The following is a 19,397-nucleotide window of genomic DNA, read 5'->3' as shown; positions in this document are numbered from 1 at the left end:
CCGGATCATGAGAGTTCGAAAAAGGGTTGGCATGATACCCGCTCTCGATGACTGGATAAAGGCTGAATTGAACAAAATCTGAACAGTTATTCTGTTATTACCGCCGGTTTGGTCGCGCGGTGTGCAGTCAGAAAATTGCCGTCAATCCGGGAGCGGTGAAGCGTTTCACTCGGGTGAGTGGAAACTCAGGCTGTAGTTCACCGCTTTCGGGCCTGGGTCAAGGATGTCCAGAGCGATGTGGATCGGCGTCTGCGGCGGCATTTCCGCCATGCCTTCGAGGTCGCCGTTGAGGTATTCGCCGGGTTTGAAGCGACGACTGGCGATCAGGTGACCGTTGAGGTCGGCGAAGCGCAGCTCCAGCAGCGGAAACGGCTGCGAGAACGGCGCGCGGTTATAAATGATCGCGTCCACCACCAGCGCACCGCTGAATTCCGGGTGGCTGCGCACCACCAGGTTGCTGCTCTTTATCTTGGAGATATCCACCTTGGACGGCACCGTGCAGCCGATTTGCGGGCACAGTTGCTGGAACCATGGCCGGTATTGATCCTGGCGGGCCAGTTCATCGAAGTGATAGGCGATGTATTGTCCGCCCAGGCCGGCGGCGGCCAGCACGATCAGCAACAGCCAGAGCAGGCGACGGCCCCAGGGCGAGCGGCGTTTCTGCCAGTCCAGTTGCAGCGGGTCGTCGGTCAGATCCTGCAACGCTTCGGCGCGAACGCTGGATTCGACGCGTTCGCGCTTTTTGCGCGGTGCTTCGATGAGTGGCAGTTCGTCGTCGACGTCATCGCTGGCCGACAGGCGTTCGCGGCGGGCATTCGGGTCGATCGGATCGTGCAGGCGCAGTTGCGGGATCGGCGGTTCGTCGTCGAGATCCACCGGCTCCAGCGACAGCGAGGGTTCGGTTCGCTCCGGTCGGACGGGTTCAGGCTCGACGACGTCGGGTTCATCTTCGACTTCGGGTGCGCGCTCATCTGCCGGTTCGCTGAACAGGCTGTCCGGCCAAGTCGTGTCTTCCGGTTCGTGGCTGTCGCGGCGGGCGCTCAGGGCGTCTTCGCGTGGGCGGCCGAACTCGGTGGTCGGCTGGATTTCCCGTTGCTCGAGGCGGGCCAGTTCTTCGTCCAGATCCAGGCTGTCCAGATCCAGCTCGGCGGCGCTCCATTGCTTTTGGCTGATGGCGCGTGGCTCGAGCGTTTCGACGATGGCCGGTGGTTCGACAGGCGCAGGCTCGCTGATCGGCGGCGGCTCGCTGATTAACGGCGTCACCGGCGTGACCGCTTCCTTGCCTGCGTGTTGCTCCAGCAATTGCTTGGCGGCATTGAACACTTGCAGGCAGGAGCCGCAACGAACCACCCCGCGGGCCACGCTCAACTGAGCGTGGCTGACGCGGAAACTGGTTTGGCAATGCGGGCACTGGGTGACGAAGCTGTCGGTCATGCGGCGATCCGGATTGAGCAGGCGGTCATTCTAGCGCCGACGGCCGGTGATGCGCACCCAGCCATCACGATTGGTGATCGGGTCGAGATCGAAGTCCTGCGCGTAGGCGGCAGCGACTTCGTCACCTTGTTCGGCGAGGATCCCGGACAGCGCCAGACGCCCGCCGGACTTGACCAGGCCGGACAGTTGCGGCGCCAGGGAAACCAGCGGACCGGCCAGAATGTTGGCCACCAGTACGTCGGCTTTGACCTGCGGCAGGTCTTCCGGAAGGTACAGCGGGAACAGTTCGTCCGCGATGTTGTTGCGCCCGGCGTTGTCGCGGGAGGCTTCGAGTGCCTGCACGTCGATGTCGGTGCCCACGGCTTCTTTCGCGCCCAGCAGCAGGGCGGCAATCGCCAGAATCCCCGAGCCGCAGCCGAAGTCCAGCACGTTGCAGTCTTTCAGGTCCTGGCCGTCCAGCCATTCCAGGCACAGGGCGGTGGTCGGGTGGGTACCGGTGCCGAACGCCAGGCCCGGGTCCAGCAGCAGGTTGACCGCGTCCGGCTCCGGGGCGGCGTGCCAGCTCGGCACGATCCACAGACGCTGACCGAAACGCATCGGCTGGAAACCATCCATCCAGCTGCGTTCCCAGTCCTGGTCTTCGATTACTTCGCTGTGGTGCTCGGGCAGCGGGCTGCCGGTCAGCAGTTCCAGATGGGCCAGTACCGGGGCGGCTTCGGTGCCGCCCTCGAACAGGGCCAACAGGTGGGTGTGTGCCCACAGCGGGGTGGTGTTGAGTTCCGGCTCGAAGATCGGCTGGTCTTCGGCGTCCATGAAGGTCACCGAAACGGCGCCCACTTCAAGGAAAGCGTCTTCGTAGGTTTCGGCTTGTTCCGGGCTGATGGCGAGTCTTACTTGCAGCCAAGGCATGGCGGGCACCTGTGAAAAAGATTGATTGCAGCCTAGCGGCCTGCAAGAAGCGCGCAAGTTTACGCGAGCGCGACGGTTTTGTGGGAGCGGGGAATGTGTGAGCAGATGAAACCTTCGGAAACAACAAAGCCGCCCGAAGGCGGCTTTGTCAGGTGCGGGCTGAAGCTTAGTGCTTCTCGCCAGCCAGCTTGTGCTCGAGGTAGTGAATGTTCACGCCCCCTTTGCAGAAGCCTTCGTCGCGGGTCAGATCACGGTGCAGCGGGATGTTGGTCTTGATCCCGTCAACCACGATTTCGTCCAGGGCATTGCGCATGCGGGCCATGGCTTCGTCGCGGGTCGCGCCGTAAGTGATCAGCTTGCCGATCAGCGAGTCGTAGTTCGGCGGAACGGCATAACCGCTGTACAGGTGCGAATCGACGCGAACGCCGTTGCCGCCTGGTGCGTGGAAATGCTTGACCGTACCCGGGCTCGGCATGAAGGTTTTCGGGTCTTCGGCGTTGATCCGGCATTCCAGCGAGTGACCGCGGATCACCACATCATCCTGGGTATACGACAGCTTGTTGCCAGCGGCGATGCTGAGCATCTCCTTGACGATGTCGATACCGGTGACCATTTCCGAAACCGGGTGCTCCACCTGAACACGGGTGTTCATTTCGATGAAGTAGAAGCGACCGTTCTCGTACAGGAACTCGAAGGTGCCGGCGCCACGGTAGCCGATGTCGATGCACGCCTTGACGCAGCGAGCCAGGACTTCCTTGCGCGCGTTCTCGTCGATGCCCGGTGCCGGCGCTTCCTCGAGAACCTTCTGGTGGCGGCGTTGCAGCGAGCAATCGCGGTCGCCCAGATGGATGGCATTGCCCTGGCCGTCGGACAGAACCTGCACTTCGACGTGACGCGGGTTGGTCAGGAATTTTTCCAGATAGACCATCGGGTTGCCGAACGCCGCGCCTGCTTCGGAGCGGGTCAGTTTCGCCGAGGCGATCAGGTCTTCTTCCTTGTGCACCACGCGCATGCCGCGACCACCACCGCCGCCGGCGGCCTTGATGATCACCGGATAGCCGACTTCACGACCGATGCGCAGCGCCGTTTCCTCGTCTTCCGGCAGCGGGCCGTCGGAACCTGGAACGGTTGGCACGCCCGCTTCGATCATCGCGTGCTTGGCCGATACCTTGTCGCCCATCAGGCGAATGGTTTCGGCTTTCGGACCGATGAAGGCGAAGCCGGAGTTCTCGACCTGCTCGGCGAAGTCGGCGTTTTCCGCGAGGAAACCGTAGCCTGGGTGAATGGCGGTAGCGCCAGTCACTTCAGCGGCAGCGATGATGGCCGGGATGTGCAGGTAGGACTGAGCGGCAGAAGCCGGGCCGATGCAGACGGATTCGTCTGCCAGACCCAGGTGCATCAGCTCTTTGTCGGCCTTGGAGTAAACGGCGACGGTCTTGATGCCCATCTCTTTGCAGGCACGCAGAATCCGCAGGGCGATCTCACCGCGGTTAGCGATCAGAACTTTTTCCAACTTCGCAGTCATCAAAGGCTCTCCGCAGTTCAAACGATGGTGAACAGCGGTTGGTCGTACTCAACCGGCTGGCCGTCTTCGACGAGGATGGACTCGATCACACCGCTGGTTTCAGCTTCGATGTGGTTCATCATCTTCATGGCTTCGACGATGCACAGGGTGTCGCCTTTCTTCACGGTCTGGCCGACTTCAACGAAGGACGGCGAGGTTGGCGAAGATTTGCGATAGAAGGTGCCGACCATCGGCGAACGGGCAACGGTGCCGTTCAGCGCTGGAGCAGCAGCGGCAGCTGGAGCTGCGGCAGCAGCAACCGGAGCGGCAGCGGCGGCAGGTGCAGCGGCCGGAGCCTGCATCGGAGCCGGAGCGTAGTACTGCTGCGCCGGGGTCTTGCTGTGACGGCTGATGCGTACGGACTCTTCGCCTTCCTTGATCTCGAGCTCGTCGATGCCGGACTCTTCCAGCAATTCGATCAGTTTCTTAACTTTACGGATATCCATGAATCATCAACTCCCAAGGGTCGGTCAGGGGCGTATAGCTTGGTGTTCAAGCTGCTCTAGTGCAGCCTCCAGGGCCAGTCGGTAACCGCTGGCGCCAAGGCCGCAGATCACTCCTACCGCTACGTCGGAGAAGTAGGAGTGATGGCGGAAAGGTTCGCGTTTGTGCACGTTGGACAAATGCACTTCGATGAATGGGATGCTCACTCCCAGCAGCGCGTCACGTAATGCGACACTTGTGTGTGTAAATGCCGCCGGGTTGATCAGAATGAAGTCCACGCCTTCGCCGCGTGCGGCGTGGATGCGGTCGATCAATTCGTACTCGGCGTTGCTTTGCAGATACAGCAGATGATGGCCGGCTTCACGGGCGCGGCGTTCCAGATCCTGATTGATCTGCGCCAGGGTGGTCGACCCGTAGGTCCCGGGTTCCCGGGTGCCGAGCAGGTTCAGGTTGGGGCCGTGCAGCACCAGTAGCGTTGCCATCTGCGTGTTCCTTGTTATGGGTGAGCCTTCGTCAGAACCCGGCGACTATGCCGCAAAGACTTTGTGACTGTCCAGTTCTCTGCAATAGCCAGCACGATGACCGATGTTTGCGCAAAATATGTGACTGACTGATTAAATCCGGTCATTCGCTCTGGCAACACGTTCGGCGAAGTCGCGGGCGTTGATCTCGCCGATCACCCGCACATCGCGGCGTTCTGCCCCGTCCTTGCCGAAGAACATCAGCGCCGGTGGCCCGAACAGGCTGTAGCGGTCGAGCAGGGTGCGCTGTTCGGCATTGCTCGCGGTGATGTCGAAGCGGATCAGTCGATAGCCCTTGAGCCGCTCCACCACCGTGGCGTCATTGAGCACTTCGTGTTCGATGACTTTGCAGCTGATGCACCAGTCGGCGTACCAGTCGAGCAGCAGCGGGGTGCCGGCGGTTTTCGCTTCGAGCAGTGCCCGATCCAGTTCCGCCGGGGTGCTGACGGTCTGCCACGAGCCGCTGTTTTGCGCGGTCGAGCCGCTGTCGGCAAGTCGTGCCGGGGCTATTGGATTCAGCGGGTCGGTCTGCCCGCTGAACGCGCCGTACCAGCAGGCCAGCGCATAAAACAGCAGGAACAGGCCCAGCAACTGGCCGAGGCGTTTGCGCGGCGGTTTGTAGACGAATTCCAGAGCGCCGAGGAACAGGCCGACGCCGCCGGCCAGCAGGCCGATCAGCAGCAAGGTGATCTGTCCCGGCAATACCCGGCTGAGCAGACCGATCGCCAGCCCGAGCAGCAACACGCCGATGCCGTTCTTCACGTACATCATCCACGGCCCGCTTTTCGGCAGCCACGCCGCGCCACCGGTAGCCACCAGCAACAGCGGCGCGCCCATGCCCAGGCCGAGCATGAACAGCTTCAGGCCGCCGCCCAACGCGTCGCCGCTGGCGCTTATATAAAGCAGTGCGCCGGCCAGCGGTGCGGAAACGCACGGCGATACCAGCAAACTCGACACCACACCCAACACCGCCGCGCCCCACAACGAGCCGCCTTCGGTGCGCCCGGCGATCCGGTCGAGGCGGCTGCTGATGAAGTGCGGCAGTTTCAGCTCGAATACGCCGAACATCGCCAGCGCAAACACCGCAAAAAACATCGAGAACGGCACCAGCACCCACGCCGATTGCAGCCGTGCCTGCAAATTCAGTTGCGCGCCGAAGAGCCCCATCAAGGCCCCGAGCAGCGCAAAGCACGCGGCCATCGGCAGCACATAAGCCAACGACAGATTGAAACCACGCAAACCGCCGACCTGCCCGCGCAACACCACACCGGACAGGATCGGCAGCATCGGCAATACACACGGCGTGAAGGTCAGGCCCAGGCCCGCCAGGAAAAACAGCGCCAGATCACGCCAGTCCCAACCGGTCACCGGAGCGGACGCCTCACGTGCCGCTGCGTTGCCCTCGATGCTCAGGCGTTCGGTTTCCGGTGGATAGCACAAACCCTTGTCGGCACAGCCCTGATAGGTGACGGCCAGCGTGAAGGCTCGGGCATCACTGCGTGGCAGCTCCACATCGAGAATGCCGTGGTAGACCTCGACGTCGCCGAAATACTCGTCGTGTTTCTGTTCGCCTTGCGGCAGTTGTGCGGCGCCAAGTTTTACGTCCGCCGGCTCGGCGCGAAATTGGAAACGGTGGCGGTAGAGGTAATAGCCTTCGGTGGCGACGAAGCGCAGTTTGACCGATTGCGGCGTGCTCTCGACCAGACTCAGTTGAAAGGCTTCGCGCACCGGCAGGAAATCGGCGCTGTTGTTGACCGAGCCCAGCGTGGCGCTGGGTTTGCTGTCGAACAGACCGGCGGCGCCGGCCGGCAGGGCGAAGACGAAAAGCAGCAGGCAGAGCAGACGGCGCATGACAATCTCGCGAATCAAAGGTGCGGGAATGATAGCGGACTTGGCCCTGAGCTGTGTGTCACACGCGGAACGCCTGCACGGCGGTGTGCAGCTGACCGCCCAGCAACAGCAGGTTCTCGCCTTGCTCGCGGCCCTGACCGATGCGCAGCAGATTGTCCCCGCCCAACTGGTGAATCCGCTCGCTGTGATCGCGGATCTCGCTGACCGCGCCGCTCTGTTGCGCGGTGATGTCGGCGATGCGGATCGCGGTGTCGGAGATGGTCTGGATCGCGCCAACAATCTTGTCCAGCGCCCCGTCCGCCGATTGCGCCTGATTGGCGGTGGCTTCGGCATGTTCGACCTGTGCGCGCATGCCCTCGACCGATTGCCGGGCGGCGGTTTGCAGGCCGGCAATCAGAGTCTGGATTTCGGCGGTGGCGCCGGCGGTGCGTTGTGCCAGTGAGCGGACTTCTTCGGCCACCACGGCAAACCCACGGCCCATTTCCCCGGCGCGGGCGGCTTCGATCGCCGCGTTGAGCGCCAGCAGGTTGGTCTGGTCGGCAATCGAGCGGATTACCGTCAGCACGCCGCCGATGGTCGCCGACTCTTCGGCCAGGTGTTCGATCATCTGCGCGTTGCCTTGCACTTCGCCGACCAGCGCGTGCAGGCCGGTGAGGCTCTGGCCGATCACCTGTTGCCCGTGTTCGACCGCCAGCCCGGCATGGCGACTGGCGTCGGCGGCCTGGCGCGCATCGCCGGCCACTTGCTGAATGGTCGCTTCCAGTTCGCCGAGAGAATCACGGATCAGCGCTGTGTCGCCGGCCTGATGTTCGGCACCGCTGTGCAAGTCATTGCTCAGTTCGGCGAGGGTGCGGCTGCTGCCCGCCACCTGCTCGGCATTGCCGCGAATGGTCCCGACCAGATCCACCAGGTAGGCGCGCAAGCGATTGAGCGAGGCTTCGATGTCGTGCAGTTCGCGGTTGGTCTTGCCCAGATGAATGTCGCGGCTGAAGTCGCCTTCGGCCCAGGTTGACAGCGCCGGCGCGAGGTTGGTCAAAGTGCGGGCCAGGCGCCGCTGCAGGGTATCGATCAGCAGTGCGATCAGCAGAATCAGACCGATCATCACGCCTTGCATCAGCCGTACTTCGCCCTGGATCTGCCCGTGCTGGGCGCGTACCACCGGTTCGAGGCCGGCGATGGCTTGTTGCACGGCGGCGATTTTCTGGTGGGTTGCGGTGCTCAGGTCGGTGCGTTTCTGGATCTGCTCGCGGGTGCGCGCCAGCTCCGCCGGATAACGGCCGAGCAAACTGTTGAGTTCGCGTTTGAGGCCGACGCCGGCGTCTTCGGCGGCGGCTTTTTCGGTGCTTTCGATGCCCATCAGCGCGGCGAAGTCGTCGCTGCCGGACTCACTGCTGGCGACCACACCGAGCAAGGGCAGGGCATCGATCGTTTGGGCCTGGGCGCGGATGTTGCTGACTTCGCGCTCGACATCGGCGGCCAGTTCACTGCGTCCGCTGCTGACCAGTTTGTCCCGGGCCAGCGACAGTTTGCCCAAATGTTGAGAGGCAATCAGCAGGGGTGTCAGGTAGGTCGCGTTACCGCCGGCGTAGGTGCTGAGTTGGTCGAGACTGGCGCTCAATTCGCGCTCGGCCTGCAATAGCAACGCCTGCGGATCACCGGCGAGTTTGCCGGCGGCCAGCAGGTCGGTCTTGCTGAATTCATCGAGGCCGCTGAGGCTCGGGCGCAAGGTGTCGGCCAGCGCGGGCGGCAGCTCACCGAGTTCTTTCTGCAATTGATCGATGGCCTGACTGGCGCTGCTCAGGCGCAGGGCGTCGCCGCTGGCGAGGTAATCCTCGACGTTGCGTGCCACGTCATTCTGAAATTGCTGCGACAGGCCCAGGTAACGCTCCATCAACAGATACGGGCGTTCCAGGGCTTTCTGCGACCACCACAACGTGGCGCCGAGCGCCAAGCAGACGGCGACCAGCAACAGAGTATTGAGATTGGTGAGCAACTTCAGGCGCATGACGGCTACCAACGGCAGAATGGTAAGCGCCTGAATTTATTGCGGTTCTGTTACAGGGTTATGACCGATTGGGGCGATTCCGATGAAAAAGTGGCACTTTGCTTTGAGTCGCGGGCGGTCTGCACCCGATTGCGCCCTTCGCCCTTGGCGCGGTACAGCGCCTCGTCGGCCTGGCTGGCCATCATCAGGCTGTCGGAGTCGTCGCGCATCTCCACCACGCCGGCGCTGAAGGTGCACCACAGATCCTGCGGCTGGGCCGGATAGTGAATCTCGGCAAAGCGCTGGCGGATTTCGTCGAGCACTTTGTGCGCGGCTTCTATATCGGTGTCGGGCATGACGATGGCGAACTCTTCGCCGCCGTAACGGCCGATGAAGTCGGTCTTGCGCAGACGCTGCTTGAGGAACAGCGCCAGGCTCTTGATCACCCGGTCGCCCATGGGGTGGCCGTGGCTGTCGTTGACCCGTTTGAAGTGGTCGATGTCGAGCATGGCAAAGCTCAACGGCTTGTTCTCGCGGCGGGCGCGGAACGAACAGTCTTCGAGCAATTGCAGAATGTGCGTGTGGTTGTAAAGGCCAGTGAGGCTGTCGCGGACCATCCGTGCTTTCAGGTTGCGCGCGCGGGCGGCGCGGTTGCGCACGGTGGTGATCAGGTGGCGCGGCTTGATCGGCTTGGTCAGGAAGTCGTCGCCGCCTTCGCTCATGGCGTCGAGCTGTTTGTCCAGATCGTCCTCGGCCGACAGGTAAATGATCGGCACGCTGACGTAGCGATCGTTATGACGAATGACCTTGGCCAGCTCGGTGCCGGTGCAGGCCGGCATGTACATGTCGAGGATGATCAGGTCTGGCTGGAAGTCCGCCAGCTCGGCCATGGCCTGGATCGGTTCGATCAGGGTGCGGGTGACGATCCCGGCGCTGTTGAGCAGGCGTTCGGTGTGCAGGGCCTGGGCGCGGGAGTCGTCGATGATCAGCACTTTATAGGGTTCGTACTGGGCGACGCAGGTCAGGACTTCGATCTTCTCCAGCAGGCTCGAGGCTTCGAGGGTACCGGTGAGAAATTCCTGGCCACCGGCGCGCACCGCTGCGAGGCGGGTCGGGGTGTCGGTTTCGTGCAGGCTGAAGAACAGCAGCGGCAGCGGTTCTTCCAGACCTTGCTGGGCTTCGGCGGCGAGCTTCAGACCGACGCCGGCGCCGCTGAAATCCACGTCCATGACAATCGCGGCCGGCAGGCGCTCGACCATTGAGGAGCGAAACGCCGACACACTGTCCAGCGCCTGGGCGCTCAGACCGAAAAACTCCAGCTGCTTGGCCAGCCGCTCGGCGCGGTCGTGATCCTGCAGCATCACGTAGATCGGTTTGCGCAGGGGCGGCAGGAAGGTCTGATCGAGCTGATCGCCATGGCGCAGCCCGGTGCGCGACAGACGCTGCATCAAACGGTTGAGATCGGTGATCAGGCCGCTGCTCAGGCGTCCGCGATTGGCGTCCACCGCTTCCAGCGACTGGCTGATGTGGCGGGCCAACTGCGTGTGCTCGGGCTGTTCGAAGCGCTCGGCAAAACGCAGCAGGCGCAGATTGGCCTCGCTCAGTTCGGCGAGGTCGGCAGTGGACCACTCACTGCGTTGCAGGCGCTGCCATATCTCAAGAATCTGACGTGCCTGATGAATTACCCGCTGGGCAAAGTGGTGCTTGAGGCGCTCACGGCTGGGGTCTTCTGGCTCGGTCATATCCTGACTACTAGTTAGGGTGCATGCTGAGATCGACTGGTGGCTCTATGCTAGCACCTCTTTTCCCTTACATGAGTGTCGTACGTCAATAATCTGCTGTGCGTCACCATTCAGTTTCTGACTGCCGGGTTTCAATTTGAACCTGATCGTCGGTGAAGCCCCCATCTGCCGGGCATTTGCCGATCTGCGCAACCATGAATTTACCGGAGCGCGGGGAAGGGATGGCAGGGTCTTTGTGCTGTCCCGTTGCGGGTATCGGCAGCGCAATGGCGATGAATTCGCTATCGGGGAATCCCTTAGGGCGGTCTGTCCCGGCCTTGTGTCGGGTGGCGAGGCAGCGCCTGTCAATATTGACGGGTGCCCGGTCGAGGCACGTTGTTGTATGGTTGTGGTCGAACCGTTGAACCCAAGATTGAAAGGATATCGCCATGCTGGACTGGAAGAACCGCGCGGGCAGCGCGCCTGAACGTGCCGCCGAGCCCAAGTCGGCCGCCCGCAGCTATGTCGGCGGGCTGTTGTTCAGCCGGGCGCTGGCCACGTTGGTTGCCATTTACCTGTTGGTGACCATTGGCCTGGGTTGGTACTGGAGCCAGGAGCCGGCGCTGTTTCCCGTGGCGCAGAACGCTCAGGTTGCCGCCGAGAAAGAGGGCAAGCAGATGGTGGTCGGCTACACCACCGTCGAAACCCTGAAAACCGTTGCCGGCACTTTGCTCGACAAGCCGGGCGGCTATATTTCCAACGACCGTTTCCCGCCGGGCCTGTGGATGGACAACATGCCGAGCTGGGAATACGGCGTACTGGTGCAGGTCCGCGACCTGACCCGTGCCTTGCGCAAGGACTTCGCCCGCTCGCAGTCGCAATCGGCTGAAGACGCCGACCTGGCCAAGGCCGAGCCGCGCTTCAACTTCGACAACAAGAGCTGGATCCTGCCATCCAGCGAATCGGAGTATCAGGAAGGCATCAATTCCCTGAGCCGTTATCAGGCGCGCCTGTCCGATCCGACCCAGAAAAATGCCTTGTTCTATGCCCGTGCCGACAACCTGAACAACTGGCTGGGTGATGTCGGTACTCGTCTCGGGTCGCTGTCGCAACGCCTGTCGGCCAGTGTTGGCCGGGTCAAGCTCAACACCGCGCTGAAAACCGAAGTGCCGGCGGTGGGTGAAGTGCCGCAGGTCGACGAGGAAGTCGTCGAGACTCCGTGGATGCAGATCGACAACGTGTTCTACGAAGCTCGCGGTCAGGCCTGGGCGCTGTCGCACCTGCTGCGCGCGATCGAGGTCGATTTCGCCGATGTGCTGGCAAAGAAGAACGCGACCGTCAGCGTGCGTCAGATCATCCGCGAACTGGAAGCCTCCCAGGAACCGATCTGGAGCCCGATGATCCTCAATGGCAGCGGTTTCGGTGTGCTGGCCAACCACTCGCTGGTCATGGCCAACTACATTTCCCGGGCCAACGCGGCCGTGATCGATTTGCGTCAACTGCTCAATCAGGGCTGAGTCATGGACGAGAGCGCCAGAGAGGCGGCCCACCGCGCCGCCTCGGATGCCGAACAGATCGCCTGGGTCGACGAGCAGGACAACCTGCTCGGCGCCCTGGTGCGTTCGGACCTGCGAGAACGCGGACTGATCGGCCGTGGCACCTACATCATGCTGTTCAACTCCGCCGGTGAACTCTGCGTGCATCGGCGCACGTTGAGCAAAGCCATCTATCCCGGTTACTGGGACGTGGCGGCGGGCGGCATGGTGCAGGCGAACGAGACCTACGCCGAGTCGGCGGCCCGTGAACTGGAGGAAGAGCTGGGGGTGAGTGGTGTCGAACTGACGGCCCACGACCATTTCTACTTCGAAGACACCGGCAATCGCCTGTGGTGTTCGGCGTTTTCGGCGGTGTGGGACGGGCCGTTGATCCTGCAGCCGGAGGAGGTGCTCGAAGCGCGCTTCATTCCGATCGAACAGGTCATGCGGGAAATCGAGCAAAAGCCTTATTGCCCGGACTCTCTGGCAGCCTTGAAACGTTATCTGAAGGCTCAGCAAAGCAACGTCGCAAAGAACACATAAATTGGCGCCGATTGGCACTTAGCAATCGGCGTTTTTGCCGTTACACTGCGCGACCTTTTCAAGCTGCACCGGCCTGCTTTTATTGAAGAACCGGTGCAGTAGCGCTGCCCCTGCCTGAGTGGGGCTTCGCGGTCGATAGCCTTGCCCAAGGCTGCGATCAGTCTTTGTCCTCCCGAGAGGATTGCCGGTGGCCAAAAAAGCCGCATCCTTCGCCGCCCTTGGCGGCCTGGTATTTTCCACCGACGCAGGTCGTCATTGTCCGGAATGCAGCAAGCCGGTGGACGCCTGTATCTGCAAGCAAACCGTGATCCCGGCCGGCGACGGCATTGCCCGTGTGCGCCGCGAGAGCAAGGGGCGTGGCGGCAAGACGGTGACCACCATCAACGGCGTGCCTCTGGCCGAAGACGCACTCAAGGAGCTGGCGACAACGTTGAAGAAACGTTGCGGCACCGGCGGTGCGTTGAAAGACGGGATCATCGAGATCCAGGGCGACCATGTCGAGCTGCTCCTGGCCGAGTTGGTCAAGCACGGCTTCAAAGCGAAGAAGTCCGGCGGCTAGCAGCCTCTGTGAAACCCACCGGCGGCTTGATTCAGCTCCAGAGTCCCTGGGCCTGACGTCGTTTCCATGGTTTTCACAGAGCCTGTTCATGACCGGTTTCTAAACTCAACGCTGTCAGCGCGGTCTACCGCCCCGCTGACGAACCGTCATTTTCATTCTTTAGACTGCGCCGGCCTGCGATCAGGCGACGCACTATGACTTCTTTATAGGGGACTTCGATGTCCGTACGACGCACACGCAAAGACGATGGCAGCCAATGGACAGTTGCGGACAGCCGCAGTGTTTACGGGATTCGCCATTGGGGGGCCGGGTATTTCGCGATCAATGACGCCGGTCGCGTCGAAGTTCGTCCCAACGGCCCGAGCAGCTCGCCTATCGATCTGTTCGAACAAGTCGACCAGCTGCGCAAGAGTGGCTTGTCCCTGCCGCTGCTGGTGCGTTTTCCCGACATCCTGCAAGACCGCGTCCGTCAGCTGACCGGCGCTTTCGATGCGAACATCGAGCGTCTGGAATACCAGAGCAAATACACCGCGCTGTACCCGATCAAGGTCAACCAGCAGGAAGCGGTGATCGAGAACATCATCGCCACCCAGAACGTTTCCATCGGTCTGGAAGCCGGCTCCAAGCCCGAGCTGCTGGCCGTGCTGGCGCTGGCGCCGAAGGGCGGCACCATCGTCTGCAACGGTTACAAGGACCGCGAGTTCATCCGTCTGGCGCTGATGGGCCAGAAGCTCGGCCACAATGTATTCATTGTGATCGAGAAAGAATCCGAAGTCGGTCTGGTGATCGAAGAGGCCGCCTCGCTCAAGGTCAAGCCGCAGGTCGGTCTGCGCGTGCGTCTGTCCTCCCTGGCGTCGTCGAAGTGGGCGGACACCGGTGGCGAGAAATCCAAGTTCGGTCTGTCGGCGGCGCAACTGCTGTCGGTGGTCGAGCGTTTCCGCGCGGCGGGCCTGGATCAGGGCATCCGTCTGCTGCACTTCCACATGGGTTCGCAGATCGCCAACCTGGCCGACTACCAGCACGGTTTCAAGGAAGCGATCCGTTACTACGGCGAGCTGCGCAACCTCGGTCTGCCGGTCGATCACATCGACGTCGGTGGTGGCCTGGGTGTGGACTACGACGGTACGCACTCGCGCAACGCCAGTTCGATCAACTACGACATGGATGACTACGCCGGTGTCGTGGTCGGCATGCTCAAGGAGTTCTGCGATGCGCAGGCGCTGCCGCATCCGCACATCTTCTCCGAAAGCGGCCGCTCGCTGACCGCGCACCACGCGATGCTGGTGGTGCAGGTCACCGACGTCGAGAAACACAACGACGAAATCCCGTTGATCGAGAACAAGGAAGCGCTGCCGGAAACCGTGCAGTGGCTGGTTGACCTGCTGGGCCCGACCGACATCGAAATGGTCACCGAAACCTACTGGCGCGCCACCCACTACATGAGCGACGTGGCCGCCCAGTACGCCGACGGCAAACTGACCCTGGCCGAGAAGGCCCTGGCCGAGCAGTGCTACTTCGCCGTATGCCGTCGTCTGCACAACTCGCTGAAGGCACGTCAGCGTTCGCACCGTCAGGTGCTGGACGAACTCAACGACAAGCTGGCCGACAAGTACATCTGCAACTTCTCGGTATTCCAGAGCCTGCCGGACACCTGGGCGATCGATCAGGTGCTGCCGATCATCCCGTTGCACCGTCTCGACGAAGAGCCGCTGCGTCGCGCGGTGCTGCAGGATCTGACCTGCGACTCCGACGGCAAGATCAACCAGTACGTCGACGAGCAGAGCATCGAGACCAGCCTGCCGGTGCATGCGCTGAACGAAGGTCAAGACTATCTGCTGGGCGTGTTCCTGGTCGGCGCCTATCAGGAAATTCTTGGCGACATGCACAACCTGTTCGGTGACACCGACTCGGTGAACATTTACCAGAACGCCGACGGCAGCGTTTACCACGCCGGCATTGAAACCCACGACACCATCGAAGACATGCTGCGCTATGTGCACCTGTCGCCGGAAGAACTGATGACTCACTATCGCGACAAGTGCGCCAGTGCCCGCATCAGCGCCAGCGAACGCACCCAGTTCCTCGATGCCCTGCGCCTGGGTCTGACCCGCTCCTCCTACCTGTCCTCCTGAGGCCAGGTTCCGCTTTTATCTGGTTGTCTGAAATTGTTCCGCCCACCGCGGACGTTTCAGATGACCGGGTGAGACGCTTCTTTTTCTCTTCGCGAAATGGCCTGTTTCCAGGCCAGCAAAGTGACGTTGTCTGCTTTTCGCGTAGGTCATTTCCGAATTTGTAGTTCGGCCCTCTACTCGGCCATGGGTCTCGGCGAGAATCCCCGCCCGCCCCCCTGTAGAGAATCCCCCCATGTTCGATCCAGCCGACGAGCCGTCGTTTCGTCTCGATGTAGCGGGCCTGTCCGACTCGCTTGAAGTCCTGGCATTTACGGGTTGCGAAGCCATCAGCGAGCCTTTCGCGTTCGAGATCGACTTGCTGGTCGATGATCCGCACCTGGACCTTGCCGGGCTGATGTATCGTTCGGCGCGCCTGTGTTTCGGGCCTTGCGGCAATGGTATTCACGGGCAGTTGCATAGCCTTGTCCAGCATGAACAGGGGCGCAGCGCCCGGTTGTGCCGGGCGCGGCTGGGGCCGCGGTTGAGCTGTCTGGGACTGCGCTTCAGCCAGCGCATCTTCAGCGACCGCTCGGTGCCGCAGATTCTGGATCAGGTGCTCAAGGAGCACGGCATCAGTGGCAACTGGCGTCGGTTCGATCTGCAAGGCGCTTATCCGCCCCGGACATTCTGCACCCAGTACGGCGAGTCGGATCTGCAACTGGTACAGAGGCTGTGCGGACAGGCACGCATTCACTATCACTTCGAGCAAGGGAGCCAGGGGCATTGCCTGGTGTTCGGTGATGACCCGGCCCGGCTGCCACGCGCCGGCAACCTGCAATTCGAGAGCGAAGATGGAGCGCCGTCGCCGCCAGTGCGCCGCTGGCAACTGGGCGAGCATGCCCGCCTGCACGCAAAGGGGCCGCGGCGGACACTGACGGCTCAGGGGCATTCCGATTCGCCAACCCTGCGCAGTGGTCACTGGTTGACGATTTCCGGCGAGCCCTTGGCAGACGCCAATACGGACTGGCTGGTGAGTCGAATCGAGCATCGAGCCGATCAGTCGCTCGAGCCGCCCTACAGCAACCGGATTTTTGCCCTTGACCAGTTGCCGGAGCCTCGATCACCCGTTGAATACCGCGGTGCTCGCATGTGCAGCCCACAGCGTGCCTGGGTGGTGTCGGTCGAGGAGACGCAACCTGATGCCGTGCGGCCGGTGGCCGTTCAGTTCGACTGGCTTTATCAGGGCGAAGGGGCCCGCCCCAGCCACTGCTGGCTGCCGCTGGCGCCGGCGTTGGCCGATACGCCGATGGCATCATTGAAGGACGGGGTAGAGGTGGTGGTGAGCTTTCTCGAAGGTGACCCTGAGCAGCCCGTGATCAGTGGCGTCTTGCAGGTCCCGGCACTCATCGAGGGCATTGAGGATGACGCATCGTCAACGCTGCCCGAGCGCCTGGATACCGCCGGCGTGCCTCAATGGTTGAAGGCGGCCGAGCCTCTGTTGTTGCTGTGCCTGATACCGGGGGGCGGCAGTTATCGCCATTGCTCGGCGTCACTGTGCAGCTGTCGATTGGTCGCCGGGCTCAAAACGAGCGATGGAAGATGAGCGGCGCAGCCCCCGGACAACGCGCTCAATGGTTGTTGCTGGATATCGCACAGGCGCCTCAGGCAGTGAAGACGTTACGTCAGGGATTCTCCGGTGTGCACTGCCTGCAGCTGTTTGACGGTACCGAGTTTCAGCCGGTCAGTGAGCAAGGCCCATGGCTGATCGACCTGCGTGATTGCCCGGCGCTATCGGCGCTCTGCCACACCGATCCCATGACCTGGCAAGGGCTGCTGCTGGGCAGCGAGGTCTCGGCGCAGACACTGCGCGAACACTTGCAGCGGATGCTGACCGTGTCCATCGGCCTGAATCACCGGGCACTGCTCAATTTCTACAATCGGCAGACCGCCAGTTACTTTTTCGATGCCTGCGATGCCCGGCAATTGAGCTGCTGGCTTGGGCCGATCGGATGGCTGCGCTGGTTCGGCGGGACTTGGGCCGATCTGGCTGCTGGCAGTCAGGGCTGGCAGCAACTGCGCAATCCGGGGCTGGCCGTGGAGCCGCTGCGCATCGAGCAAAGCCTGACCCGTCAACAGCGTGAACGCTTGCACCGTTGCCTGCTGGATCAGCATGTCTGGCGCTGGAGTCAGGCGACGGGAAACAACTTTCGGCTGATATCAGCCTTTCAGGAACAAGGTCTGGCACTGGGCTTCAGCGAGCAGACGCTGCTGGACGACTGGTTGTGGTTGCGTTTGCTGCATCCGCGTGCCGAGCTGATGCCGCTGCCGCAAGGTTTGACTCCGCGAGAACGACTCGAACTGTTGCGTCGGCGCTGGTTGAACGATCCGTCGTGAAGCATCGCTTCAGTGAGCGGCACCGTTGAACCAGCCATCGGTGCGTCGCAGCCACCACGCCAGTCCCCCGAGTGTCAGGCTGCGCAGCACCATGAACAACAGGAACGAAATCCACAGGCCGTGATTGCCCAGACCTTGCAGCGCCCAAGCGACAGGCAGCAGCAGGATCACGGTCGCCAGCATGCCGTTGCGCATTTCCCGGGCGCGGGTGGCGCCGATGAACAGGCCGTCGAGCAAGTAGCTCCAGACCGCGATCAACGGCAGCACGGCCAGGTAGGGCAGGTAAATGAACGCGGTTTCGCGCACGCTCTGGATGTCGGTCTGCATTTCGATGAACAGGTGGCCGGCCAACAGAAACAGCGCGGCAAAGCCCAGGCTCGCGAGCAACGACCAGCCGCCGGCAACCACCAGCGAACGGCGCAGGGCCAGACGATCACGGGCGCCGATGGCGTGGCCGCACAGGGCTTCGACGGCGTGGGCCAGTCCGTCCAGTGCGTGGGCGGTCAGCAGCAGGCCGTTGAGCAGCAGCGCGTTGGCCGCGACCGTGGCATCGCCGAGTCGCGCGCCCTGCACGGTGATCAGGAAAAACACCGATTGCAGAGCCAGGCTGCGGATGAAAATGTCGCGGTTGACCGCCAGCAGCGGACGCCAGCTCTGCCAGACTTTCAGAGCAACCCAGGCGATGTGACCGGGATAGGCGCGCAATGCCTTGCGAGTCATCCACAAGCCGAGCAGGGCGCCGCTCCATTCGGCGATCACCGAGGCCCGGGCCGAACCGACCACGCCCCAGTCAAGACCAATCACGAACCACAGGTTGAGCACGATGTTGATCAGGTTGGTGCTCAGCAGAATGGCCAGCGGCGCCCGGGCGTTCTGGGTGCCGAGGAACCAGCCGACCAGCGCATAACTGGCCAGCGCCGCCGGCAGCCCGAACAGGCGGGTGTGGAAGAAGTCACGGGTCAGTTGATCCAGCTCCGCCGACGGTTGCATGAAGTGCAGCGCGACCCCGCTCAGTGGTACACCCAGCGCCCCGAGCAGCAGCGCCAGCCCCATCGCCAGCAGCAGGCCCTGAAGCAGAATCTGCCGCAAGGCCGCGCCGTCGCTGCGCCCGGCGGCCTGGGCGGCGAAGCCAGTGGTGCCCATGCGCAGGAATCCCATGGCCCAAGCCAGAAAGGTGTACAGGCTGGCGCCTACCGCCACCGCGCCCAGTTGATGGGCGTGGGGAAGGTGACCGATGACGGTGCTGTCGACCAGCGCCACCAGCGGCACGGAAATGTTGGAGAGGATCATGGGGGCGGCGAGGGCCCAGACCCGGCGATGGGTCGGGCGGTCGCGCCAGTCGGCGATCAGGTTGGACATGCGGGCTCCTTGGGGAGCGGCATTGTAACGGGAGGTGTCAGTGAATGATCCAGCTCAGCAGCCACAATCCCAGCAGCAACCAGATGATCCCGGCAATGATCGAGGCATTCATGAACGCGCGGATCGCCGACCACAGCAGCATCAGGCCGACGATCAGCGCGATGATGCTGATGATCGACGTGTCCATGCCCAGCGCCTTCGACAGCCCGTCGACAAAGTTGCCGCCGGCGTTGCCGAGCAGATTGAACAGGCCGCTGAGGCCATCGACGATGAAGCGGATGATCGAGCCGAGCGCCTGGCCCAGCCATTCGAAAAAGCTTTCTACCTGCATGTCTGTTTCCTGATGAAAGAGCTGAGCCTTTGGCCGCAGCGGGTGCGGTCGAGTTCCCTGCAAGCATAGAGGGTTTTAACGGGCGACTGGCGCTTGCCTTCGCTCGGCATCCCCCCGAAGCTATACGCCTTCAGGAG

16 protein-coding genes are annotated in these 19,397 nt (G+C 62.5%); 6 read left to right on the top strand and 10 right to left on the bottom strand.

Features of this window, described 5'->3' with window-relative positions; all coding sequences use genetic code 11:
- Positions 1-165 precede the first annotated feature (165 nt).
- The 8 genes from CAG25_RS03125 to gcbA form a co-directional block, all read right to left on the bottom strand.
- Positions 166-1,434, bottom strand: a complete 1,269-nt coding sequence (locus CAG25_RS03125; RefSeq protein ID WP_085611008.1) for a DUF3426 domain-containing protein — start codon at positions 1,432-1,434, stop codon at positions 166-168.
- A gap of 30 nt (positions 1,435-1,464) precedes the next feature.
- Positions 1,465-2,343, bottom strand: a complete 879-nt coding sequence (prmA, locus tag CAG25_RS03120) for a 50S ribosomal protein L11 methyltransferase (protein WP_085611007.1) — start codon at positions 2,341-2,343, stop codon at positions 1,465-1,467.
- A 166-nt stretch (positions 2,344-2,509) separates the two neighbouring features.
- Positions 2,510-3,868, bottom strand: a complete 1,359-nt coding sequence (accC, locus tag CAG25_RS03115) for an acetyl-CoA carboxylase biotin carboxylase subunit (protein WP_064593229.1) — start codon at positions 3,866-3,868, stop codon at positions 2,510-2,512.
- Between the two features lie 17 nt (positions 3,869-3,885).
- The gene (accB, locus tag CAG25_RS03110; protein ID WP_007951023.1) at positions 3,886-4,353 is read right to left on the bottom strand and encodes an acetyl-CoA carboxylase biotin carboxyl carrier protein; all 468 of its coding nucleotides are present in this window, start codon (positions 4,351-4,353) and stop codon (positions 3,886-3,888) included.
- A gap of 24 nt (positions 4,354-4,377) precedes the next feature.
- Complete coding sequence (gene aroQ, locus CAG25_RS03105; protein ID WP_064593231.1) at positions 4,378-4,833, bottom strand: type II 3-dehydroquinate dehydratase; 456 nt, start codon at positions 4,831-4,833, stop codon at positions 4,378-4,380.
- 132 nt (positions 4,834-4,965) lie between these two features.
- A complete protein-coding gene (locus CAG25_RS03100; protein WP_085611006.1) occupies positions 4,966-6,723 on the bottom strand; it encodes a protein-disulfide reductase DsbD in 1,758 nt (585 codons plus the stop codon).
- A 58-nt stretch (positions 6,724-6,781) separates the two neighbouring features.
- Positions 6,782-7,825, bottom strand: coding sequence for a methyl-accepting chemotaxis protein (locus CAG25_RS29015; RefSeq protein ID WP_371857702.1), 1,044 nt, complete (start codon positions 7,823-7,825; stop codon positions 6,782-6,784).
- A 953-nt stretch (positions 7,826-8,778) separates the two neighbouring features.
- Positions 8,779-10,449, bottom strand: coding sequence for a diguanylate cyclase GcbA (gene gcbA, locus CAG25_RS03090; protein ID WP_039772046.1), 1,671 nt, complete (start codon positions 10,447-10,449; stop codon positions 8,779-8,781).
- 428 nt (positions 10,450-10,877) lie between these two features.
- On the opposite strand from gcbA, the gene CAG25_RS03080 reads away from it, so the two are divergent.
- The 6 genes from CAG25_RS03080 (at position 10,878) to CAG25_RS03055 (ending at position 17,570) form a co-directional block, all read left to right on the top strand.
- The gene (locus CAG25_RS03080; protein ID WP_039772049.1) at positions 10,878-11,945 is read left to right on the top strand and encodes a DUF2333 family protein; all 1,068 of its coding nucleotides are present in this window, start codon (positions 10,878-10,880) and stop codon (positions 11,943-11,945) included.
- 3 nt (positions 11,946-11,948) lie between these two features.
- A complete protein-coding gene (locus CAG25_RS03075; RefSeq protein ID WP_085611003.1) occupies positions 11,949-12,506 on the top strand; it encodes an NUDIX hydrolase in 558 nt (185 codons plus the stop codon).
- A 187-nt stretch (positions 12,507-12,693) separates the two neighbouring features.
- Positions 12,694-13,065, top strand: coding sequence for a translation initiation factor Sui1 (locus CAG25_RS03070; protein ID WP_085611002.1), 372 nt, complete (start codon positions 12,694-12,696; stop codon positions 13,063-13,065).
- A gap of 218 nt (positions 13,066-13,283) precedes the next feature.
- Positions 13,284-15,197, top strand: a complete 1,914-nt coding sequence (gene speA / locus CAG25_RS03065; RefSeq protein ID WP_085611001.1) for an arginine decarboxylase — start codon at positions 13,284-13,286, stop codon at positions 15,195-15,197.
- 232 nt (positions 15,198-15,429) lie between these two features.
- Positions 15,430-16,779, top strand: coding sequence for a type VI secretion system Vgr family protein (locus tag CAG25_RS03060; RefSeq protein ID WP_085611000.1), 1,350 nt, complete (start codon positions 15,430-15,432; stop codon positions 16,777-16,779).
- Positions 16,776-17,570 (top strand): DUF4123 domain-containing protein, encoded by a 795-nt coding sequence (locus tag CAG25_RS03055; protein ID WP_085610999.1) that lies wholly within the window; start codon positions 16,776-16,778, stop codon positions 17,568-17,570. Before CAG25_RS03060 ends, CAG25_RS03055 begins: the two co-directional genes overlap by 4 nt.
- Before the next feature lie 9 nt (positions 17,571-17,579).
- Here the strand turns inward: CAG25_RS03055 and CAG25_RS03050 are convergent, their stop codons facing one another.
- Positions 17,580-18,929, bottom strand: coding sequence for an MATE family efflux transporter (locus CAG25_RS03050; RefSeq protein WP_085610998.1), 1,350 nt, complete (start codon positions 18,927-18,929; stop codon positions 17,580-17,582).
- Between the two features lie 37 nt (positions 18,930-18,966).
- Complete coding sequence (locus CAG25_RS03045) at positions 18,967-19,260, bottom strand: hypothetical protein (RefSeq protein WP_007951010.1); 294 nt, start codon at positions 19,258-19,260, stop codon at positions 18,967-18,969.
- Positions 19,261-19,397 lie beyond the last annotated feature (137 nt).

Origin of the sequence: Pseudomonas sp. B16(2017) (assembly GCF_002113205.1) — a bacterium.
GTDB lineage: Bacteria > Pseudomonadota > Gammaproteobacteria > Pseudomonadales > Pseudomonadaceae > Aquipseudomonas > Aquipseudomonas pharyngis.
Note: the sequence above shows the minus strand (reverse complement) of the source record. Positions and strands in the feature narration are given on the sequence as shown.

Excerpts from the sequence above, each read along its gene's own strand:
- CAG25_RS03100 (WP_085611006.1), bottom strand. The coding sequence starts at position 6,723 with ATGCGCCGTCTGCTCTGCCTGCTGCTTTTCGTCTTCGCCCTGCCGGCC.
- CAG25_RS03060 (WP_085611000.1), top strand. The coding sequence starts at position 15,430 with ATGTTCGATCCAGCCGACGAGCCGTCGTTTCGTCTCGATGTAGCGGGC.
- CAG25_RS03050 (WP_085610998.1), bottom strand. The coding sequence starts at position 18,929 with ATGTCCAACCTGATCGCCGACTGGCGCGACCGCCCGACCCATCGCCGG.
- CAG25_RS03125 (WP_085611008.1), bottom strand. The coding sequence starts at position 1,434 with ATGACCGACAGCTTCGTCACCCAGTGCCCGCATTGCCAAACCAGTTTC.
- CAG25_RS29015 (WP_371857702.1), bottom strand. The coding sequence starts at position 7,825 with ATGATCGGTCTGATTCTGCTGATCGCACTGCTGATCGATACCCTGCAG.
- prmA (WP_085611007.1), bottom strand. The coding sequence starts at position 2,343 with ATGCCTTGGCTGCAAGTAAGACTCGCCATCAGCCCGGAACAAGCCGAA.
- speA (WP_085611001.1), top strand. The coding sequence starts at position 13,284 with ATGTCCGTACGACGCACACGCAAAGACGATGGCAGCCAATGGACAGTT.
- accB (WP_007951023.1), bottom strand. The coding sequence starts at position 4,353 with ATGGATATCCGTAAAGTTAAGAAACTGATCGAATTGCTGGAAGAGTCC.
- accC (WP_064593229.1), bottom strand. The coding sequence starts at position 3,868 with ATGACTGCGAAGTTGGAAAAAGTTCTGATCGCTAACCGCGGTGAGATC.
- CAG25_RS03045 (WP_007951010.1), bottom strand. The coding sequence starts at position 19,260 with ATGCAGGTAGAAAGCTTTTTCGAATGGCTGGGCCAGGCGCTCGGCTCG.
- aroQ (WP_064593231.1), bottom strand. The coding sequence starts at position 4,833 with ATGGCAACGCTACTGGTGCTGCACGGCCCCAACCTGAACCTGCTCGGC.
- CAG25_RS03075 (WP_085611003.1), top strand. The coding sequence starts at position 11,949 with ATGGACGAGAGCGCCAGAGAGGCGGCCCACCGCGCCGCCTCGGATGCC.
- gcbA (WP_039772046.1), bottom strand. The coding sequence starts at position 10,449 with ATGACCGAGCCAGAAGACCCCAGCCGTGAGCGCCTCAAGCACCACTTT.
- CAG25_RS03055 (WP_085610999.1), top strand. The coding sequence starts at position 16,776 with ATGAGCGGCGCAGCCCCCGGACAACGCGCTCAATGGTTGTTGCTGGAT.
- CAG25_RS03080 (WP_039772049.1), top strand. The coding sequence starts at position 10,878 with ATGCTGGACTGGAAGAACCGCGCGGGCAGCGCGCCTGAACGTGCCGCC.